The following is a 17,829-nucleotide window of genomic DNA, read 5'->3' as shown; positions in this document are numbered from 1 at the left end:
TAAAGCGGTACCCTGATCCATTTCGAATTAAACGGAGCTTGATTTTTCCACTTGGTAGGTTTTTAGATAAGGTTTTCCTGAGAAAATCGTTTTAGGAAGACCTTTACTTGTATGGCGGTTTTTATGTGCAGCATCATATGCCTCGGAAGTTTGCCAGTTCTTAAAGGACTTTTCGCTATCCCAGAATGTAGCAACAATATAAGGGTCATTCGAAACAGGACGTAAAATTCGAATGCCTTCGCACCCTGGTTCATTTTCCACCTTGCCAGCTCGATTTTTAAAACGTTCTTCGAATACAGCTCGTTCACTTTCTTCGACTGGTATGTGATTTAATACAACATAACCTGGATCAGAAAGGTCTCCTTTTTTGTCCATTACTTCATATTTTTTCGCATGCTTGAAAAAAGTGTTAGAATTTGTTTCGTGGTAAAGTGCGGCTCCATCAGAATTCGTAAATACCATAACGCCATCTTCATCGTGTTCTTCTTTTATTTTCGATAAATAATCATAAGTACCGTATGTAACGTAACAATTCATCATATCCATCCTTTCAATTAAGTGATCAAGAAGAATTGCCTGATACTTTACCCTTATTTGGCAAAAACTAAACAGAATCGTCATTGAATCAATACAAAAACTATAGGATTTCATGTAAGCTTAGCTGTAATGAAGTGAACAAAAGGAGTGCCTCATAGAATGAAAAAAATCGGCATAGGACTAATCGCAACGGTCGCCGTTTTTCTAATCGGATTATTAGGATACTTGGGGATATTACTAGCAGGAAACTATGTGATTGACGAAAAAAAACTTGTGATGAACTCTGCCACAGAACTCGTCGATGAAGATGGCGAAATTATTACAAAACTCTATTTTGAAAATCGTGAGCCTGTTTCGATAGATGAAATCCCTGATCATGTTCAAGAAGCATTTGTGGCAACAGAAGACAGTCGTTTCTATGATCACCATGGTCTTGATGTGAAAGCAATCGGGCGCGCGCTGTATCGTGATATTCTCGCCGGAAAGAAAGTAGAAGGAGGAAGTACGATCACCCAGCAACTTGCCAAAAATGTTTTTCTAACAAACGATAAATCGTGGCTAAGAAAAACAAAAGAGGCGGTTATTGCGATTAATCTTGAGCGGAATTATAGTAAAGAAAAAATATTAGAAATGTATTTAAATCAAATTTATTTCGGACATGGCGCTTATGGTATACAATCTGCTGCCACAATGTTTTTCAATAAACCAGTTTCAGAGTTAACCGTAGAGGAGGGGGCTATGCTTGCGGGGCTTCCAAAAGCACCGTCAAACTACTCGCCCATTAATCATCCAGACGAAAGTAAGGAACGGAGAGACCTTGTTTTATCTTTAATGGAAAAACATGATTATTTAACACCGAAAGAAGCGGTTCGACTTCAAGGAAAAACGCTTGCCCTTGATATAGCTGAAGTAACAAAAGAACCAGCTTTTCTTACGTATATTGACATGACCCTTCAAGAAGCGAAGACGCGCTTTAACCTTTCGAATGAGGAGGTACTCCGAGGCGGCTATAAAATTGTTGTGCCACTGAATCCTTCTCTCCAAAAAGCCGCATATGAACAGTTTCAAAATGAATCTCTCTTTCCTGGTAGCGATCCCAACATGCCACCGCAGGGAGGGTTTTCGATGATGGATGCGGCAAGCGGAGGCGTAGTGGCTGTTCAAGGAGGTCGTGATTATGTTCAGAAGGGACTAAATCACGTTACATCAAAAAGACAGCCTGGTTCAGCTTTCAAACCTTTAGCGGTTTATGGGCCTGCGCTCGAAAAAAAAGAGTATAGCCCTTACACGTTACTTAAAGATGAAAAGATTGATTACGATGGCTATTCACCGTCCAATTACAATAATCAATATGAAGGGCAGCTCTCTCTCTATGATGCGGTCAGAGTTTCGGCGAATGCTCCTGCCGTGTGGCTCCTAAATGAAATTGGCATTCCGTATTCTAAATCTTATTTAGAGAAAAGTGGTCTTGCGATAGAGGATCGTGATTTGAAAATTGCGCTTGGAGGAATTGATAAGGGCGTGTCACCTTTTGAAATGATGGAAGCCTATCGCCCTTTTATCGGTAACGGAAAGCATGTAGAACCTTATTTTATTAGTAAAATCTATAATAATGATGGCAAACTAGTGGGAGAAGCGAATCAGTCGGAAGAAAAGGTCTATTCCAAACAAACAGCCTGGTATATGACTAAAATTCTTGAAGGGGTTGTGAAAAACGGGACTGCGGCAAGTGGAGAAACAAATGTGGCCATTGCTGGCAAAACAGGTACTACATCTTATGAAGGGGTAGCAGGTGGCTCTCGGGATGCCTGGTTTGTTGGCTACACGCCTGAATTCGTTGGTGCCGTCTGGATGGGTTACGACCGAACGACAGAATCACAATATCTTACGGGGGGAAGCAAATACCCTGTTCAGCTTTTTAAAAAAGTTGTCAATGCCTCTTTGAATGAAAATAGTCTGAAGGAATTCAAGAAACCATCAGGCGTGAAAGATATGGAAAAACCAGTCTCTCTTCCTAAAATTAAAGATGTTAAAGCACAATTTGATTTTCTATATGGTCTTCCAGCTGTCAAACTAAAATGGACGGCTTCATCAGATAAGCGCGTGATCTATCATATTTATGAGATAAAAGATGGAGATCGCGAGCAAATTGCAGAAGTAGAAGGAAGCGGAGAGTATACAAGAAATTCAATTTCCTTCTTTGGCTCCGTTTCATATGAGGTGGTCCCATACAATCCACTAACAGAGCAAGAAGGTGAAGCATCAAATCAAGCTTCAGTTAGTTTGTTTGAGAGGTTTACAAAAGGTGAAGAGAAGAAAGAAGAGAAGAAGCCAAAAGAAAAAGAAAAACAGAAAACTGAGTGACGGATTTCACTTTATTGCAACAGGAATTGTGTTAAAGTATACGATGTAAACGGCTTCAAAGTAGGACGATTTTATGACTTTTTCCTTCAAAATCTGTACACTAAAGCTAACGATCGCTATAGTATGTAAGGATGTATAAATGAACGTTCTGTAATTTAGAAAGGTGGACAAGCATGAATAAAGCATCATTTAATGATCAGTTTCTTCGGGCGTGCCGAGGGGAAGAGACCGATCACACCCCTGTCTGGTACATGAGACAAGCCGGACGATATCAGGCTGAATATAGAAAAATTAGAGAGAAGTATTCATTTCATGAGATGAACTTAAATCCTGAAGTAGCTGCGGAAGTAACGAGATTTGCTGTTGAGCAACTTGGCGTTGATTCAGCAATTCTATTTGCTGATATCATGACGCCACTCCCATCTATTGGAATAGATGTTGAGATTAAATCAGGGATCGGTCCTGTCATTGATAACCCTATTAAAACGAGATCTGATATTGATCGACTTGGTGAACTTGATCCATTGAAGGATATTCCGTATGTGATGGAAACCATTAAAATGCTTCGGGAGCAGCTATCCGTGCCTTTAATAGGGTTTAGCGGTGCACCGTTTACTGTAGCGAGCTATATGATTGAAGGCGGCCCTTCTAAGAATTATTATAAGACCAAGGCTTTTATGTACTCTGACCCTGATGGATGGCATCGATTAATGAATAAGCTAGGGGATATGACAATCGCTTATCTCACTGCACAAGTACAAGCTGGTGCTCAGGCCGTTCAACTCTTTGATTCATGGGTGGGTGCACTTAATGAAGCGGATTATCGAACTTATATTGCGCCAGTGATGAACAGAATTTTCTCTCGTCTTAAAGAATTGAATGTGCCACTTTTGATGTTCGGAGTAGGCGCTAGTCATCTTATTCAGGAGTGGAACAAGCTCCCTGTTGATGTTATCGGAATTGATTGGAGAATTTCAATTAAGAAGGCGAGAGAAGTGGAAGGCATTACAAAGCCACTAATGGGAAATCTCGAGCCAGCGCTACTTCTTGCTCCGTGGGAAGTTATTGAGCAAAGAACAAAAGAAATTCTTGATCAGGGTATGGAAACACCTGGATTTATTTTCAATCTTGGACATGGTGTTTTTCCACAAGTTCAAGTGGAAACGTTGCAACATCTCACTCAATTTGTACACGAGTACACACGAAAGAAATAGTTAATAAGAATGGGGGAGGTATGGGATGAAGCGAACCATTGGCCTATTAGTTATGGCTTACGGGACACCGCGAAGTGAAGCAGAAATTGAACCATACTACACACATATTCGTCGGGGGAAACGACCTACAGAAGAAATGCTGCAGGATTTAATCGAACGCTATGAAGCCATAGGAGGTATCTCTCCCCTATCCGATATTACGAAAGAGCAGGCACAGAAATTAGAAGATCGAATGAATAAGCAGTTTGGCGATCAAGTAACCTTTAAAAGCTATTTAGGGTTAAAACATATTGAACCATTCGTAGAAGACGCTGTTCGCGATATGCAGAAGGATGGAATTGAGGAAGCCGTTAGCATCGTGCTAGCTCCACATTATTCAACCTTTAGTATCAAAACGTATAATGAACGAGCAAAAACAGAAGCAAACAAACTAGGCTATCCTGAAATTTACGCCATTGACCAGTGGTACAATGAATCGAAGTTCATTCAATATTGGGTAGATCAGCTTCAATCCTATTTAGGTCGAATAAGCGAGCAAGAGAAAAAGAAAACGATTGTTATTTTTTCTGCACATAGCTTACCCGAAAGAATTATAAAAGAAGGTGATCCTTACCCCGTTCAGCTTGAGGAAACAGCGCGACACATAGCGAAGAGAGCTGGCATTGAGCACTACGCAGTGGGATGGCAGAGCGAAGGTAATACGCCTGATCCATGGATTGGACCAGATATTCAAGATTTAACACGGGATCTATTTGAGCAGGAAGGGTATACCGGCTTTATTTATTGTCCTGTTGGCTTTGTCGCAGATCACCTTGAAGTGCTATATGATAACGACTATGAGTGTCGCCAAATGACGGATGAATTGGGCGCAGCTTACCATCGCCCCCAAATGCCGAATGCGACAGATGAGTTTATTGACATTTTAGCAACCGTTGTAACGAATGAATTAACTAAAAAGAAGATGATAAATCATGAATAATGAAACAAAAAGAATAGTCATAGTTGGAGGCGGAATTACTGGGTTAACAGCCGCCTATTACCTTCAAAAAGAGATGCGACATGCTCAATTACCCTATGAGATAACGATACTAGAAGGAACCGATCGTCTTGGTGGTAAGATTCAGACAGATACAACAAACGGCTTTGTTATTGAACGAGGTCCTGACTCTTTTCTTGCACGAAAAGAAAGTGCCGCACGTTTGGTGAAGGAAGTGGGGATGGAAGATCAGCTTGTTCCAAATTCCACTGGTCAAGCTTTTGTATTAAATAACGATCAGCTTTATCCAATACCGGGTGGAGCCGTGATGGGAATCCCAACTGAGCTATCGCCATTTATCTCAACTAAATTATTTAGTCTAAAAGGAAAATCGAGAGCAGCAGGAGATTTAATTCTTCCAAGAGCGGATAAGGGAGACTCAGATCAATCTCTAGGACTATTCTTTAGGAGACGACTTGGGAATGAAGTTGTAGAGAATTTGATTGAACCGCTATTGTCAGGTATCTATGCAGGTGATATCGATAAATTAAGCCTGATGTCAACCTTCCCGCAATTTTCAGAAGTAGAAAAGAAATACCGTAGCTTGATATTGGGTATGAAAAAGACTACGCCACCTTCTAGAAGAAGCACTGGTAAGAAAAAGCCGGCTTTTTTAACGGTTAAATCTGGATTGCAGTCTTTTGTAAGGAGCATCGAAGAACAGTTAACAGATGTTCATATTCGAAAAAGTGTTAAGGTGGATCAAATAAAGAGAAACCAGGACTCTTATACGCTTTTGACGACAAGCGGAGAAGAATTAATGGCTGATTCAGTTGTTATCACCACACCACATCAACAGGTTTTTCATATGTTGAGAGATCATGAAGAAGTAGCTCCACTCGAAAAAATGCCTTCTACAACTGTTGCCACAGTTGCCATGGCTTTTCCAGAGGAAGCGATTAAGAAGTCAATGGACGGTACAGGATTCGTTGTATCTCGAAATGCTGATTACACCATTACAGCCTGTACTTGGACTCATCGTAAATGGGAGCACGCCGCACCGAAAGGAAAAGTTCTTCTTCGTTGTTATGTGGGAAGGGCTGGAAAAGAAGAGATCGTGGACAAAAGTGATGAAGAAATTGTACAGACGGTGTTAAACGATCTGAATCAAATTATGGAAATTGAAGGTCATCCAGAATTTTATCGTATCACTAGGTGGAGACAGTCTATGCCTCAATATGAAGTTGGACACCGTGAGCGCATTAATCAGGTGATATCAGGTATTGAACAGAAAATGCCTGGTGTTTTTCTGGCAGGTGCATCTTATCAAGGAGTTGGACTTCCAGATTGCATCGATCAGGGCGAGGAAGCTGTGAAGTTAGTACGAAATTTTCTGAAATAAAGATGAAGGGCACGCCGGATAGGGGTGTCCTTTCGTATGTCATCTTTTAATGTGGAATTGTTTCCTTATTCATCTGGAATGATTATCTAATTTTGTTAGTGTAGATATGGGTCTAATGGTAGAATGTAAATGGCAACAATTAGTATCAAAGGAGAAATAATGATGTTAGAGATGGCAAGACCTTTACTTGTTAATATTGCAATGCTCTTCTCCGTATTATTTATCTGGAATATGGTCATGCCATTTACGAGAGCAAGCTCAATTGATTTAAAAGAAAAATTCATATACGGAGTGATCAGTTCGTTGATGGCTCTGCTTTGCATGCTTTTCCCTTTAGAGAAGTTTGGTGATACCGTTTTTGATTTAAGGGTTGTTCCGCTAATTTTAGTTACGCTTTATGGTGGTAAGTTACCTGGCTTTCTATGTACATTAACCATAACGACAGGTCGATTATGGATGGGGGGCGAAAATGCTTGGGTAGGCGTAGTGATTGCGATTGTAGGGTTTGTCATCGCAATTGGTTTTGGTCCCTATTTTCGTAAGTCTATTCGAAAATGGAAGGGCATCCTCTTTACGGGCGGGATTTTTGTCTTTTCCTATATCGCTATTATTGTCGTTTTTTTAGATCCGTTACAACCTTATTTCTACCCTATCTATTTTGCAGCGTTCATGATCGCCTACTTTATTATCTTTTACTTAACAGAGCGCTTAGTTATGATAAATATTCAACTTCAAGAAACGGTATATTTAGAAAAATTATCTGTAGCGGGGAAAATGGCGGCTGCCATTGCTCATGAGATTCGGAACCCTTTAACAACGGTCAAAGGTCTTCTTCAGTTTATTTCAAGTGAAACTGAAGATGTGAAAGTGAAAAATTATGCCCCCCTCATGCTAGAAGAAATTGAACGAACAAATAAAATCATTACGGATTACTTGATGCTCATTAAACCTACTAAAAATGATTATGACCAAGTCAATTTGAATAAGGTTGTGAAAGATACAACAGCTCTAACGGAAGTACTGGCCTCCTATTATGATGTGAAAATTCAATATGATGAAAAGGGTGAATTTCAGATATGGGGAAATTCACAACAACTAAAACAATCCTTTATCAATTTAATTAAAAATGCAATTGAATCCATTGAAGGAGAAGGTCTGATTCTAGTAACTTTGCAAAATGGAACGAAAAAAGGTACGGTAGATATCGTGATTCGTGACAATGGAGCAGGAATGAGTGAAGAGCAACTCGAAAAGATTGGTCTACCATTTTATACAACAAAGTCAAAAGGTACTGGCCTTGGTACAATGATTACGAATCGTTTAATTCAAAACGTGGGGGGACGCGTCCACTATACAAGTACTCAGGGGATTGGAACGACGGTTACCGTTACATTACCAATTACAAAAAAAGAGGGGGAGTAAGATGACTTTCGATCGTAGAAAAAGCATAATGGAAGCTGCCGAAAAGTCATTTTCTATGTTTGGTTACAAAGCGACCACGATGGATCAGGTGGCTAAAATTGCGAACGTAGGAAAGGGGACAATCTATAATTTTTTCAAAAATAAAGAAGAGCTTTTCAATGAAATTGTACGTGGGATGGTAATTGAGCTGAAAGAACTCGCTCAAGATTCCATTCATAGAGAGGATACGTTTTTTGAAAACCTACATCGTGCGCTTTACAGTGTATTAGAACACCGGAGGGAGCACCAGTTGGCTATTAAGCTTTCGCAAGAGGTTCGAGAGATCGGTACTCCAGCAGCAATGGATGCATTGAATCTTGTAGAAAAAGCGATTCTATCCTTTCTTGAGTACGAGATTGAAAGAGGTATTATTGACGGAGAAGTAAAAAAGTGTGATCCATCACTTGCAGCTTTTCTAATGTTTAAAATGTACATTGCTCTTATTTTTGATTGGGAAAAAACACAACCATCCTTTAGTAAAGAAGAAATTGCCAATCATCTTGAATTTTATATGATGAGTGGAATTAAGAAAAATTAGCAGTAGTGAAAATAAGTAAGCTGCTGCTATTGCCATTCTCAAAAAAGGATGATATATTACTTCTTGTAGCAAAAAATGACTATATTTAAAAACTGGTCATCACCGCATACTATCGAAAATATAAGAAGTTTCTTTTTTTTGGCACGAAATGACCAAATGAGAAAAATGGTCAATAAGACAGGAGGAAAAACATGAAAAAGTCATCAAAGCAATTTCGCTCCGAATGGGCGTCATTGCTTAAGAATAAAAAAATCTTAATCCCCGTGATTGCAGTGTTGTTTATACCAGTATTGTACAGTGGCATGTTTTTATGGGCATTTTGGGATCCTTATGAAAACTTGGATCAGATTCCAGTAGCCGTGGTTAATAGTGATAGTGGTGCGGATTTTGAAGGAGAGCATCTCGAAATTGGGAATGAGCTTGTCAAGAAGTTGAAGGATGAGCCTGAATTTAAATGGGATTTTGTCGATGAAAAAGAGGCCGATAAAGGTCTTGAAGATCAAACCTATTATATGAAGATTCAAATTCCAGAAGATTTTTCTGAGAAATCAACGACTGTTCTAGATGAACATCCTGATAAATTAAATTTAGAATATGTGCCGAATGAAAGCTTTAACTTTTTGGCCGGACAAATAGGTGGAACAGCTGTTAGTGAAATCAAATCACAAATTGCTGAGAACATCACTGAGAATTATAGTGAGCTTGTTTTTGATAAGTTTAGTGAAATAGCTGATGGCTTATCGGAAGCTTCAGATGGCGCTGGTGAATTGGCTGATGGATCATCTGAATTAAAAGATGGCACAAAGCAGTTGAAAGACAACTTAGCAAGCCTGAATGAAGGATCGATTGCGTTAACAAATGGCCTTAGTAGTGCAGAAAACGGATCCGTTGATCTGGCAAATGGCATTAGTGAGGCAAATCAGGGCACAACTGATTTGTTAAATGGTTTAAAAGAAAGACAACCTAAAGTTAGCGAGCTTGCTGATGGTGCTTCAAAAGTAAGCAATGGAATTGGCGAACTTAATGATAAAATGGGTGAATTCAAAGTCGGACAAGAAAAACTGCTTACAGGTGTTGAAGATAGTCGCACTGGAGCAAAGCAGTTAATGAATGGATTAAATCAATCTGTTTCAGAATTAGAAAATAGTTCATTACCTGAGGTTGATACAGAAGGGTTAAAACAGTCACTGACGAGTGGAGTAACGAATGCATCAGCTGTTCCGAAAGAGTTGCAAGGTGTAATCGAATCAATTCAAGCAAGTGATCAATATACGGATGAGCAAAAGCAGACGTTAATTGGTCAACTTCAACCGATTGCTGAAAAATCTGGTACAGCTGCGAAGTCAGTTGGCGAAGTTGCAACGACATTTGCTAACGTTTCAGATAAACTTTCAGGCGCTTCTTCTAAAATGAATGCATTACTAGAAGGACAACGACAGCTTGCTCAAGGTGCGAGTGCTCTTTATGAGGCTCAAGGAAAACTTGAAACTGGACTCGGAGGTCTTGGAGAAGGGATAAATCAAGCAGAGGCAGGAATTGCTCAGCTTCATGACGGAGCAGAACGGGTTGCGGATGGTAACAATACTGTAGCTTCTGGTTGGAATTCCTTGATTGACAATGTTGGCACACTTAACTCTGGCATGAATGAATTATCTAGTGGTTCACAAGAGCTTGCGAGTGGGCTATCAGAATTAGAAGGTGGTTCGTCTGATTTATCATCCGGTGCAGGGAAGTTAGCTGATGGCTCTAAAGATCTTGACAGCGGGGCTCAAAAATTAACAGATGGCACATCGGAGCTTCATGATAAACTTGGCGAAGCGGCGGAGGAAACGTCCAATACGAATGCTGATGATGAAACATATAATATGTTTGCTGATCCAGTTAATGTCGATACAGAGGCTGTATCAGGCGTACCAAACTACGGAACCGGATTTGCACCTTACTTCCTTTCACTTGGTTTGTTTGTAGGAGCACTTCTCATGTCTATTGTATTCCCACTTCGTGATCCAGCCGGAACGCCACGAACGGCTATCGGTTGGTTTATGAGTAAATACGGTGTTTTATTAGTAGTTGGTGTGATTCAAGCACTTGTCTCTGATGCTGTTCTTTTATATGCCTTGCAGATTGAAGTACAGAGTGTACCGTTATTCTTACTCTTCTCTGTCGTATCAAGTCTTGCTTATATGACCTTGATCCAATTCTTTGTTACGACATTAGGAGATCCAGGACGATTTGTAGCGATCATTATCTTGATCCTACAATTAACAACAAGTGCCGGTACATTCCCACTTGAGTTAATTCCTGAAGGGTTACAAGTGTTTAATACTTGGTTGCCAATGACATACACTGTTTCAGGGTTGAAAGCTGTTATTTCCAGCGGCGATTTTGCTTTCATGTGGCAGAATGTCTACGTATTATTAGGATTTATTGCAATCTTTGCCATTGGAACAATCACATTCTTCTTTGTAGAATTGAAGAAACGTAAGAAGCATGGGTTGGAACCAGCGATGAACGAATAAGGAATCTATGAGGCCAGCTTAATCAATTGATTAAGCTGGCCTCTTTTCTTTTGATAATTAGTTGGAAAAACGATACAGTATTAGTAAGAAAGTTGTGTTATTGTGCGATAAATAGTTTACGTCTAGGAAAGGAACGGGTAAATACAATAAAGTTATGGATTTATAGGGAGGCAGGAGAAGCGATAGAATGATTACTTTCGAGCATGTTAGCAAAAAGTTTGCTGATGGTACTGAGGCGTTGAAAGATATTAATTTACATATTGAACAAGGCGAATTGTTAACGTTAATTGGCCCGAGTGGATGTGGTAAAACGACCACGATGAAAATGATAAACCGATTAATCGAACCGAGCGGAGGTCAGATTTCCATTGATGGAAAACCAATCTCTGACCAAGATCCTGTTGAATTAAGAAGAAGTATCGGATATGTCATACAGCAAATTGGTCTCTTGCCACATATGACAATTGCAGAAAATATTGCACTCATTCCTAAATTAAAAAAATGGGATAAAAGCAAAATAGATAAACGAGTTGATGAAATGCTGAACCTTGTTGGACTTGAGCCGTCAGTCTTTCGGTCTCGCTATCCACTTGAGTTAAGTGGAGGCCAGCAGCAGAGAGTCGGCGTCATACGTGCTCTAGCTGCAGAACCCCCCATCATTTTAATGGATGAGCCTTTTAGTGCGCTCGATCCAATTAGTCGTGAACAGCTTCAAGATGAGCTTGTAAAATTACAAAAAGAAATCCAAAAAACGATTGTGTTTGTCACTCATGACATGGATGAAGCGATGAAGATTGCCGATCGGATTGCGATCATGAAAGACGGTGAAATTCTTCAACTCGATACACCTGATCGTTTGTTACGTCATCCAAAGAATGAGTTTGTTCGCAATTTTATAGGGGATGAACGGATGGCAAAGGGACAAGCTCCTACTGCAGTTGATTTAATGATTCAACAAGTAGCAACTGTAAAAGAGAGCAGAGGTCTAGCTGAAGCTTTTCGGCTAATGAAATCAGAACGGGTGGACAGTCTTGTCGTCACTGGACCTGAGCAGCAATATAAAGGTGTCGTGACTCTTGATCAAGTTCAAAAGCATTATGAAAGTGATACAAAAAGAATTGCTGATGTCATTGAAATGATTGAGCCCATTCAGAGAAACACGCTTTATCCTGAAATCGCAAAACGATTTGCTGAAATGCAGCCTATTAGTATTCCGGTAGTAGAAGGGGATAAGCTGACAGGGTTAGTGACGAGAAGTAGTATGATGCGCGGCTTAGCTGGTCTTGAGCAACTCGGTTATAAGGAGGAGGAACCTCTGAATGAATGATGAAAACTTTTTTACTTTATTTATAGAAACGATGCAAAATCGTTGGGATGATATTTTTGTAGCGCTTCAGGAACACCTTTTCCTCTCTTTCATCTCGATTGTAATCGCCATCTTAATTTCTGTTCCACTTGGAATTTTTATTTCCAGACACAAGAAATTGGCTGAGCCGTTTATTGCCGTGGCTGCTATTTTTCAAACGGTTCCGAGTCTTGCATTGTTTGGTTTTCTTATTCCGTTTCTTGGCATCGGAAATGTCACAGCCATCATCGCATTAACGGTGTATGCCCTTCTTCCAATTTTAAGGAATACATACACGGGCATCACATCCGTGGACCAATCTTCCATTGAAGCTGGGAGAGGGATGGGGATGACAAGTATGCAGATTTTAATGAAGATTGAAGTACCTCTTTCTCTTCCTGTCATTATGGCGGGCGTTCGTACGGCTACTGTATTGACGATCGGAGTAGCAACTCTAGCGACGTTTGTTGGTGCAGGAGGATTAGGTGATATCATTTATCGAGGACTAACGTCGAATAAAGATGAGCTTGTGCTAGCTGGTGCACTACCGGCAACTATTCTTGCTCTTGGATTCGATTTAATTCTGAAGTTATTAGAAAATGCAGCAACTCCTAAAGGAGTTAAAGCAAAAAAATAAAGGGAGAGATTTGATTGAAAAGATTGACCGTACTATTGCTAGGCATTGTGATGGTTCTTGCTGCATGTGGTGGAGATAGCGGAAGTGAAGAAAGTGATCCAATCGTTATTTCTGGTAAGCCGTGGACAGAGCAGTACATTTTACCGCATCTTCTTGCAGAGTACATAAAGGCGAATAGTGACTATGAAGTAGAAGTTGATGCAGGAGTTGGGGAAGTCAATATTCTTCAGCAGGCGCTAGTTGATGGTGACATTGATATGTATGTTGAATATACGGGTACTGGTCTTGAAGCGGTATTAAAAGAAAGTGCTGAATCGGATGAATCAGCTGACGAAATTTTTGAACGAGTGAAAAAAGGCTATAAAGACGAATATAACCTTGTTTGGCTTGAGCCACTTGGTTTTGAAAATGGTTATACTCTTGCGATGACCCAAGAAACAAATAAAGAGGTTAATGCAGAAACATTTTCAGACCTTATCCCAGCTTCAGATAAGATGGTGTTTGGTGGACCGCATACTTTCTACGAAAGAGAAGATGGTTACGATGCTTTAGTAGAAGCTTACGGCTTTAATTTTAAAGATGAAGTAAGTCTTGATCCGAACATTATGTACGACGCTCTTAATGAAGGTGAAGTCGATGTGATTCCTGCCTTTACAACGGATGGACGAATTGCTAGGTTTGATCTTGCGACAACGAAAGATGATAAGCAGTTTTTCCCGCCGTATTACGCTGCACCAATTGTGAGACAGGAAGTTCTTGATTCACACCCTGACCTTGAGAAGGTTGTAAATGAATTTGCTGGAAACATTACAGAAGAAGAAATGTCTGAGATGAATGCGAAAGTGGATATGGATGGAGAAGAACCTGAAGATGTAGCTGTTGAATTTCTAAAAGAAAAAGGATTAATCGATTAACATGAAAAGGCCGAGCTGACTTTGTTGTCAGCTCGGCCTTTTAACATTTATTCAGCAGGTTTTAAATCTTCAATAGAATCAGCTTCAACATAAGATGGAACAACAAGACCAGTTTTCGCACCTTTAAGGTTTGGTCCAAGACGGTCCATGTTGTCACCATATTCATCTAGTAAATCAGCATGAGTGATTGGTAACCATCCAGCAACCATAGCATCTGCATCGCCTTCAGATACGGCGATAAACATTGAAGCAGCATCAAGCTGAGTTAACTCTACTTTATAACCCATACTTTCTAGCACTTTTGCAACGACGTTTGTACTTGCGATTTCAGAATCCCATGCAACATAAGCAAGTGAGATTTCTTCGCCGTCTACTTCATCAGCGCCGTTTGTCCATTCTTCAACCATATCTGTATGTTCGTTTACCCAGTTTTGTGCGGCTTCTTCAGGCTTAGCACCTTCTTGAATTTCAACCATTACAGAACTCATATCTTCTGGAGTCCAGTTGAACTGGTCAAGAATTGTATGTGCAGAAGGTTGGTCTTCTTTTAATCCTTTACGTGCAAATGTTTCGATGTTTTCTTCTTCACCATAAAGTCCTTTTGGATCTTCAAGGTATTTAAGATCATATTTCGCGAACATCCAGTGTGGCGTCCAACCAGTTACGATAATTGGCTCTTCGTCTTCAATGGCTTTCCCAAGTTCTGCGGCCATCGCTGCAGAAGAAGACTCGATTAATTCCCAACCTTTCAAGCTATCGTACTCTTCAAGTGCAGAAGTAGTAGCTTTCATAATTCCAGCACCAGGCTCAATTCCGACAATTTCATAGTCTACTTCTTCGCCAACGTTAGCTCCACCTTCGCTAGAGCCTTCACTGCTATCTCCGCCATTGTTTCCGCCGCAAGCAGCAAGAATCAATGTAAGTGACAAAAATAATGCTAATCCTGTTAAACCTTTTTTAAAGTTAAACATGTAATTCCCCCTTAGTTTTTTGTTTTACCTATATTTTGAGAAATCCGGTCGAGCATAATCGCTAGAATAACGATTGCGAGACCAGCTTCAAAACCAATACCAACTTTAATTTGTGTTACAGCGCGATAAACATCTGCCCCAAGACCAGGTGCACCTACTAGAGATGCAATAACAACCATTGAAAGGGAAAGCATAATGCTCTGGTTAATTCCCGCCATAATCGTAGGTGTTGCAAGCGGTAGCTGTACTTTAATTAATTTCTGTTTCGTAGTAGAACCAAATGCATTTGACGCTTCAATTAAGTCTTCAGGTACTTGACGAATCCCAAGGTTTGTTAAGCGAATCGTCGGTGGCATCGCAAATATGACAGATGCGATGATACCTGGTACCATCCCAATTCCAAAGAACAAAATCGCTGGAATGAGATAAACGAAAGCAGGCATTGTCTGCATAAAATCAAGAACAGGTGTAATAATGCCTCTTACACGGTCACTTTGTGATGCCCATATTCCAAGTGGCACCCCAAGAATAATCGATATAATGACCGAAGTTAAAACGAGCGCAAGCGTCTCAATTGTTGGATCCCAGTAACCTAAATTATCGATTAACAATAGTCCAAGTAACGTGAAGATGGCAACAGGCCAGCGACTCGACCACCAGGCTAGAATCGTAAAGATGGCGATTAGCACAAGAGCTGGAGGGAAGGCTAAAATCGAAACAATCCCCTCAACAAACCAATCAATTCCTGATGTAATCCCATCAAAAACGGGTTCAAGATTATCTGTAAGCATATCAACAAAGCTGTCTACCCAATCAGCTAATGGGATTTTAGGGAATAGCTGCATTTTAGCTCACCTCTCCTTTCGCTGATTCTGTTTCATTGCCGGCAAGGGCTCCAATAACCGCACCACGTACAATAATGCCTTTAAACTTATCGTTTTCATCAATGACGGGTAGTGGAAGAGAAGAGCTTGCCATTTTCACGAACATATCTGTTAATAACGTGTCGGGCGTGACAGTTGGCAGATCCGTTATGAGAATATCTGTAATTTCTTTTTTTTCTTCGATCGCTTTTGCGGCATCATCTGCTGTAATTACACCAATTAATTTTTGTTTTTTATCTACGATATATAAGCTAGAAAGCTTTTGTTCTCGCATAAGTTGAAGTGCTACACGTGGGCCTCGATCAGCTCTTAGTGTTTCAGCTCGCTTCATAACGTGAGAAGCTGTCAATACCTTGGAAAGGTCAACGTCTTCCACAAAGCGTTCAACGTAGTCATTGGCTGGATTCGTCATAATTTCTTCTGGTGTTCCAATTTGAACAATAGAACCGTCCTTCATTAATGCGATCCGGTCACCGATACGAAGTGCTTCATCAAGGTCATGGGTAATAAAAACAATTGTTTTCTCCATAGACTCTTGAAGTTCAAGAAGCTCATCTTGCATATCTTTACGAATGAGTGGATCAAGCGCACTAAAAGCTTCATCCATTAAAAGAACATCTGGATCATTTGCAAGAGCACGAGCAAGACCGACACGCTGCTGCATGCCACCACTTAGTTCTGATGGATAGCTTTTTTCATACCCTTTTAGTCCGACAAGTTCGAGCGATTCCTGTGCTTTTCCAGAACGTTTCTCTTTACTAATGTTTTGCACTTCAAGCCCGTACTCTGTATTTTCGAGTACTGTCTTATGAGGAAATAGCGCGAACCGCTGGAATACCATACTAAGCTTCTTACGTCTAACGTCTCGAAGCTGTTCAGGTTTCATCCTGACGATATCTTCATCATCAATGAGAACCTGACCTGAAGTAGGTTCAATTAATCGATTGAGAAGCCGAACAAGTGTAGATTTACCACTACCTGATAGCCCCATGATGACAAAGATTTCACCGGGATATACGTCGAAACTTGCGCGGTTAACCCCCACCGTATTTCCGGTTTCTTTTAAAATTTCACTTTTTGATTTGCCCTGATCTAATAGCTTTGTAGCATGTTTGGGCGATTTGCCAAATATTTTGGTTACATCTTTTACTGTAATTTTGGCTTTCTCCATAGTTTCACCTCTGTCTTTATTTCAAATAGTAAGCGGATAAAATTACAAAAATAACTGAAATATGTCGAAATTTACGATAATCAGTCATTTACTAGTCTTTTTTTACCGGCCTATTAAGTATAGGGCTTAGGTACTTCATACTACAAATGGCGTGAGAGCTCAAAATCAGGTAATTCAGTACATACAGAAAAAACTGTACAAACTAAACGGGCAAATCCTTAAGTATCGTCTAAGATGCTAGTATATGCTACAAGGTTCACTAGTAAACTTTACAATTCATGGGGTTAACACTAAACTATGAAATGACAAACGATTGGAAAAGTAGGTGCATAGTTTGCAAGATAAACGAGTAGAGAATGCAAGAGAACGAGTGATTGAATCAATCTCGAAAAATATGGATATTTATAGCGTAACCCCTTCTGTGGGGCGTTTGTATGGCGCCATGTTTTTCGAAAAAGATCCGATGACACTAGATGAAATGAAGGACAAGCTTCAAATGAGTAAGACGAGTATGTCGACCGGAGTAAGGACGTTAATCGACTTAAATATGGTGGATAAAGTGTGGAGAAAAGGGGAGCGTAAAGATCTTTACGAAGTAAAGTCAGATTGGTATCAAACCTTTACAGATTTCTTTTGCATTCATTGGCGAAAAGGAATTGAAATGAATCGGGATGCCTGCAAGGAATCGATTGCCGAGCTAATGAAAGTGATGGATGAGGATCTTTCAAAAGAAGAAAAAATGATGGCGGAAGCCGATTTAGATAAAATGTCTTATGCTCTTGGATATTATGAATGGTTGAATAAGGTAGTAGACTTATTTGAGTCGCGGCGAATATTTGACGTAATTGATAAGGAAGATGAGCTGAAATGAATGTAAGCGCAGTCTTTAGTAACCA

Annotated in this window: 15 protein-coding genes; 11 read left to right on the top strand and 4 right to left on the bottom strand. The window is 40.1% G+C overall.

The genetic code is table 11. The features are described 5' to 3' along the window. Nucleotides 1-27: 27 nt before the first annotated feature. Nucleotides 28-537 (bottom strand): antibiotic biosynthesis monooxygenase family protein, encoded by a 510-nt coding sequence (locus tag PQ511_RS13830; RefSeq protein WP_273852499.1) that lies wholly within the window; start codon nucleotides 535-537, stop codon nucleotides 28-30. Nucleotides 538-696: 159 nt separating this feature from the next. On the opposite strand from PQ511_RS13830, the gene PQ511_RS13825 reads away from it, so the two are divergent. From PQ511_RS13825 to PQ511_RS13780, 10 genes are all read left to right on the top strand, one after another. Beyond that, nucleotides 697-2,901, top strand: coding sequence for a transglycosylase domain-containing protein (locus PQ511_RS13825; protein WP_273852498.1), 2,205 nt, complete (start codon nucleotides 697-699; stop codon nucleotides 2,899-2,901). A 173-nt stretch (nucleotides 2,902-3,074) separates the two neighbouring features. Continuing rightward, nucleotides 3,075-4,115 carry a uroporphyrinogen decarboxylase gene (hemE, locus tag PQ511_RS13820; RefSeq protein ID WP_273852497.1) on the top strand — a complete coding sequence of 347 codons (1,041 nt, stop codon included), beginning with the start codon at nucleotides 3,075-3,077 and terminating at the stop codon, nucleotides 4,113-4,115. A gap of 25 nt (nucleotides 4,116-4,140) precedes the next feature. After that, nucleotides 4,141-5,094, top strand: coding sequence for a ferrochelatase (gene hemH / locus PQ511_RS13815; protein ID WP_273852496.1), 954 nt, complete (start codon nucleotides 4,141-4,143; stop codon nucleotides 5,092-5,094). Then, complete coding sequence (gene hemY, locus PQ511_RS13810; RefSeq protein WP_273852495.1) at nucleotides 5,087-6,493, top strand: protoporphyrinogen oxidase; 1,407 nt, start codon at nucleotides 5,087-5,089, stop codon at nucleotides 6,491-6,493. The genes hemH and hemY overlap by 8 nt, the downstream gene beginning before the upstream one ends. Nucleotides 6,494-6,655: 162 nt before the next feature. After that, the gene (locus tag PQ511_RS13805) at nucleotides 6,656-7,915 is read left to right on the top strand and encodes an ATP-binding protein (RefSeq protein WP_273852494.1); all 1,260 of its coding nucleotides are present in this window, start codon (nucleotides 6,656-6,658) and stop codon (nucleotides 7,913-7,915) included. Nucleotide 7,916: 1 nt separating this feature from the next. Next, complete coding sequence (locus PQ511_RS13800; protein ID WP_273852493.1) at nucleotides 7,917-8,492, top strand: TetR/AcrR family transcriptional regulator; 576 nt, start codon at nucleotides 7,917-7,919, stop codon at nucleotides 8,490-8,492. A gap of 191 nt (nucleotides 8,493-8,683) precedes the next feature. Next, nucleotides 8,684-11,011: a YhgE/Pip domain-containing protein gene (locus PQ511_RS13795; RefSeq protein ID WP_273852492.1), complete on the top strand. Its 2,328-nt coding sequence runs from the start codon at nucleotides 8,684-8,686 to the stop codon at nucleotides 11,009-11,011. 187 nt (nucleotides 11,012-11,198) lie between these two features. Beyond that, nucleotides 11,199-12,338 carry an ABC transporter ATP-binding protein gene (locus PQ511_RS13790; RefSeq protein WP_273852491.1) on the top strand — a complete coding sequence of 380 codons (1,140 nt, stop codon included), beginning with the start codon at nucleotides 11,199-11,201 and terminating at the stop codon, nucleotides 12,336-12,338. Then, complete coding sequence (locus PQ511_RS13785) at nucleotides 12,331-12,993, top strand: ABC transporter permease (protein WP_273852490.1); 663 nt, start codon at nucleotides 12,331-12,333, stop codon at nucleotides 12,991-12,993. Before PQ511_RS13790 ends, PQ511_RS13785 begins: the two co-directional genes overlap by 8 nt. Nucleotides 12,994-13,043: 50 nt before the next feature. Continuing rightward, a complete protein-coding gene (locus tag PQ511_RS13780; protein WP_489753152.1) occupies nucleotides 13,044-13,907 on the top strand; it encodes a glycine betaine ABC transporter substrate-binding protein in 864 nt (287 codons plus the stop codon). Nucleotides 13,908-13,954: 47 nt separating this feature from the next. Here the strand turns inward: PQ511_RS13780 and PQ511_RS13775 are convergent, their stop codons facing one another. The 3 genes from PQ511_RS13775 to proV are packed head-to-tail and all read right to left on the bottom strand — an operon-like array spanning nucleotide 13,955 to nucleotide 16,933. Then, nucleotides 13,955-14,878 (bottom strand): glycine betaine ABC transporter substrate-binding protein, encoded by a 924-nt coding sequence (locus PQ511_RS13775; RefSeq protein ID WP_273852487.1) that lies wholly within the window; start codon nucleotides 14,876-14,878, stop codon nucleotides 13,955-13,957. 11 nt (nucleotides 14,879-14,889) lie between these two features. Next, complete coding sequence (gene choW, locus PQ511_RS13770) at nucleotides 14,890-15,723, bottom strand: choline ABC transporter permease subunit (protein ID WP_224598571.1); 834 nt, start codon at nucleotides 15,721-15,723, stop codon at nucleotides 14,890-14,892. Nucleotide 15,724: 1 nt separating this feature from the next. After that, a complete protein-coding gene (proV, locus tag PQ511_RS13765) occupies nucleotides 15,725-16,933 on the bottom strand; it encodes a glycine betaine/L-proline ABC transporter ATP-binding protein ProV (protein ID WP_273852486.1) in 1,209 nt (402 codons plus the stop codon). A gap of 394 nt (nucleotides 16,934-17,327) precedes the next feature. Here proV and PQ511_RS13760 point away from each other — a divergent pair, with 394 nt between their 5' ends. Then, nucleotides 17,328-17,804: a GbsR/MarR family transcriptional regulator gene (locus tag PQ511_RS13760; RefSeq protein WP_420541712.1), complete on the top strand. Its 477-nt coding sequence runs from the start codon at nucleotides 17,328-17,330 to the stop codon at nucleotides 17,802-17,804. The last annotated feature ends 25 nt before the right edge of the window (nucleotides 17,805-17,829 follow it).

Source organism: Guptibacillus spartinae, assembly GCF_028610625.1.
GTDB lineage: Bacteria > Bacillota > Bacilli > Bacillales > Guptibacillaceae > Guptibacillus > Guptibacillus spartinae.
The sequence above is the reverse complement of the archived record's forward strand: the minus strand, read 5'-3'. Positions and strand labels throughout refer to the sequence as shown.

Excerpts from the sequence above, each read along its gene's own strand:
- PQ511_RS13830 (WP_273852499.1), bottom strand. The coding sequence starts at position 537 with ATGAATTGTTACGTTACATACGGTACTTATGATTATTTATCGAAAATA.
- PQ511_RS13825 (WP_273852498.1), top strand. The coding sequence starts at position 697 with ATGAAAAAAATCGGCATAGGACTAATCGCAACGGTCGCCGTTTTTCTA.
- hemE (WP_273852497.1), top strand. The coding sequence starts at position 3,075 with ATGAATAAAGCATCATTTAATGATCAGTTTCTTCGGGCGTGCCGAGGG.
- hemH (WP_273852496.1), top strand. The coding sequence starts at position 4,141 with ATGAAGCGAACCATTGGCCTATTAGTTATGGCTTACGGGACACCGCGA.
- hemY (WP_273852495.1), top strand. The coding sequence starts at position 5,087 with ATGAATAATGAAACAAAAAGAATAGTCATAGTTGGAGGCGGAATTACT.
- PQ511_RS13805 (WP_273852494.1), top strand. The coding sequence starts at position 6,656 with ATGTTAGAGATGGCAAGACCTTTACTTGTTAATATTGCAATGCTCTTC.
- PQ511_RS13800 (WP_273852493.1), top strand. The coding sequence starts at position 7,917 with ATGACTTTCGATCGTAGAAAAAGCATAATGGAAGCTGCCGAAAAGTCA.
- PQ511_RS13795 (WP_273852492.1), top strand. The coding sequence starts at position 8,684 with ATGAAAAAGTCATCAAAGCAATTTCGCTCCGAATGGGCGTCATTGCTT.
- PQ511_RS13790 (WP_273852491.1), top strand. The coding sequence starts at position 11,199 with ATGATTACTTTCGAGCATGTTAGCAAAAAGTTTGCTGATGGTACTGAG.
- PQ511_RS13785 (WP_273852490.1), top strand. The coding sequence starts at position 12,331 with ATGAATGATGAAAACTTTTTTACTTTATTTATAGAAACGATGCAAAAT.
- PQ511_RS13780 (WP_489753152.1), top strand. The coding sequence starts at position 13,044 with ATGGTTCTTGCTGCATGTGGTGGAGATAGCGGAAGTGAAGAAAGTGAT.
- PQ511_RS13775 (WP_273852487.1), bottom strand. The coding sequence starts at position 14,878 with ATGTTTAACTTTAAAAAAGGTTTAACAGGATTAGCATTATTTTTGTCA.
- choW (WP_224598571.1), bottom strand. The coding sequence starts at position 15,723 with ATGCAGCTATTCCCTAAAATCCCATTAGCTGATTGGGTAGACAGCTTT.
- proV (WP_273852486.1), bottom strand. The coding sequence starts at position 16,933 with ATGGAGAAAGCCAAAATTACAGTAAAAGATGTAACCAAAATATTTGGC.
- PQ511_RS13760 (WP_420541712.1), top strand. The coding sequence starts at position 17,328 with ATGGATATTTATAGCGTAACCCCTTCTGTGGGGCGTTTGTATGGCGCC.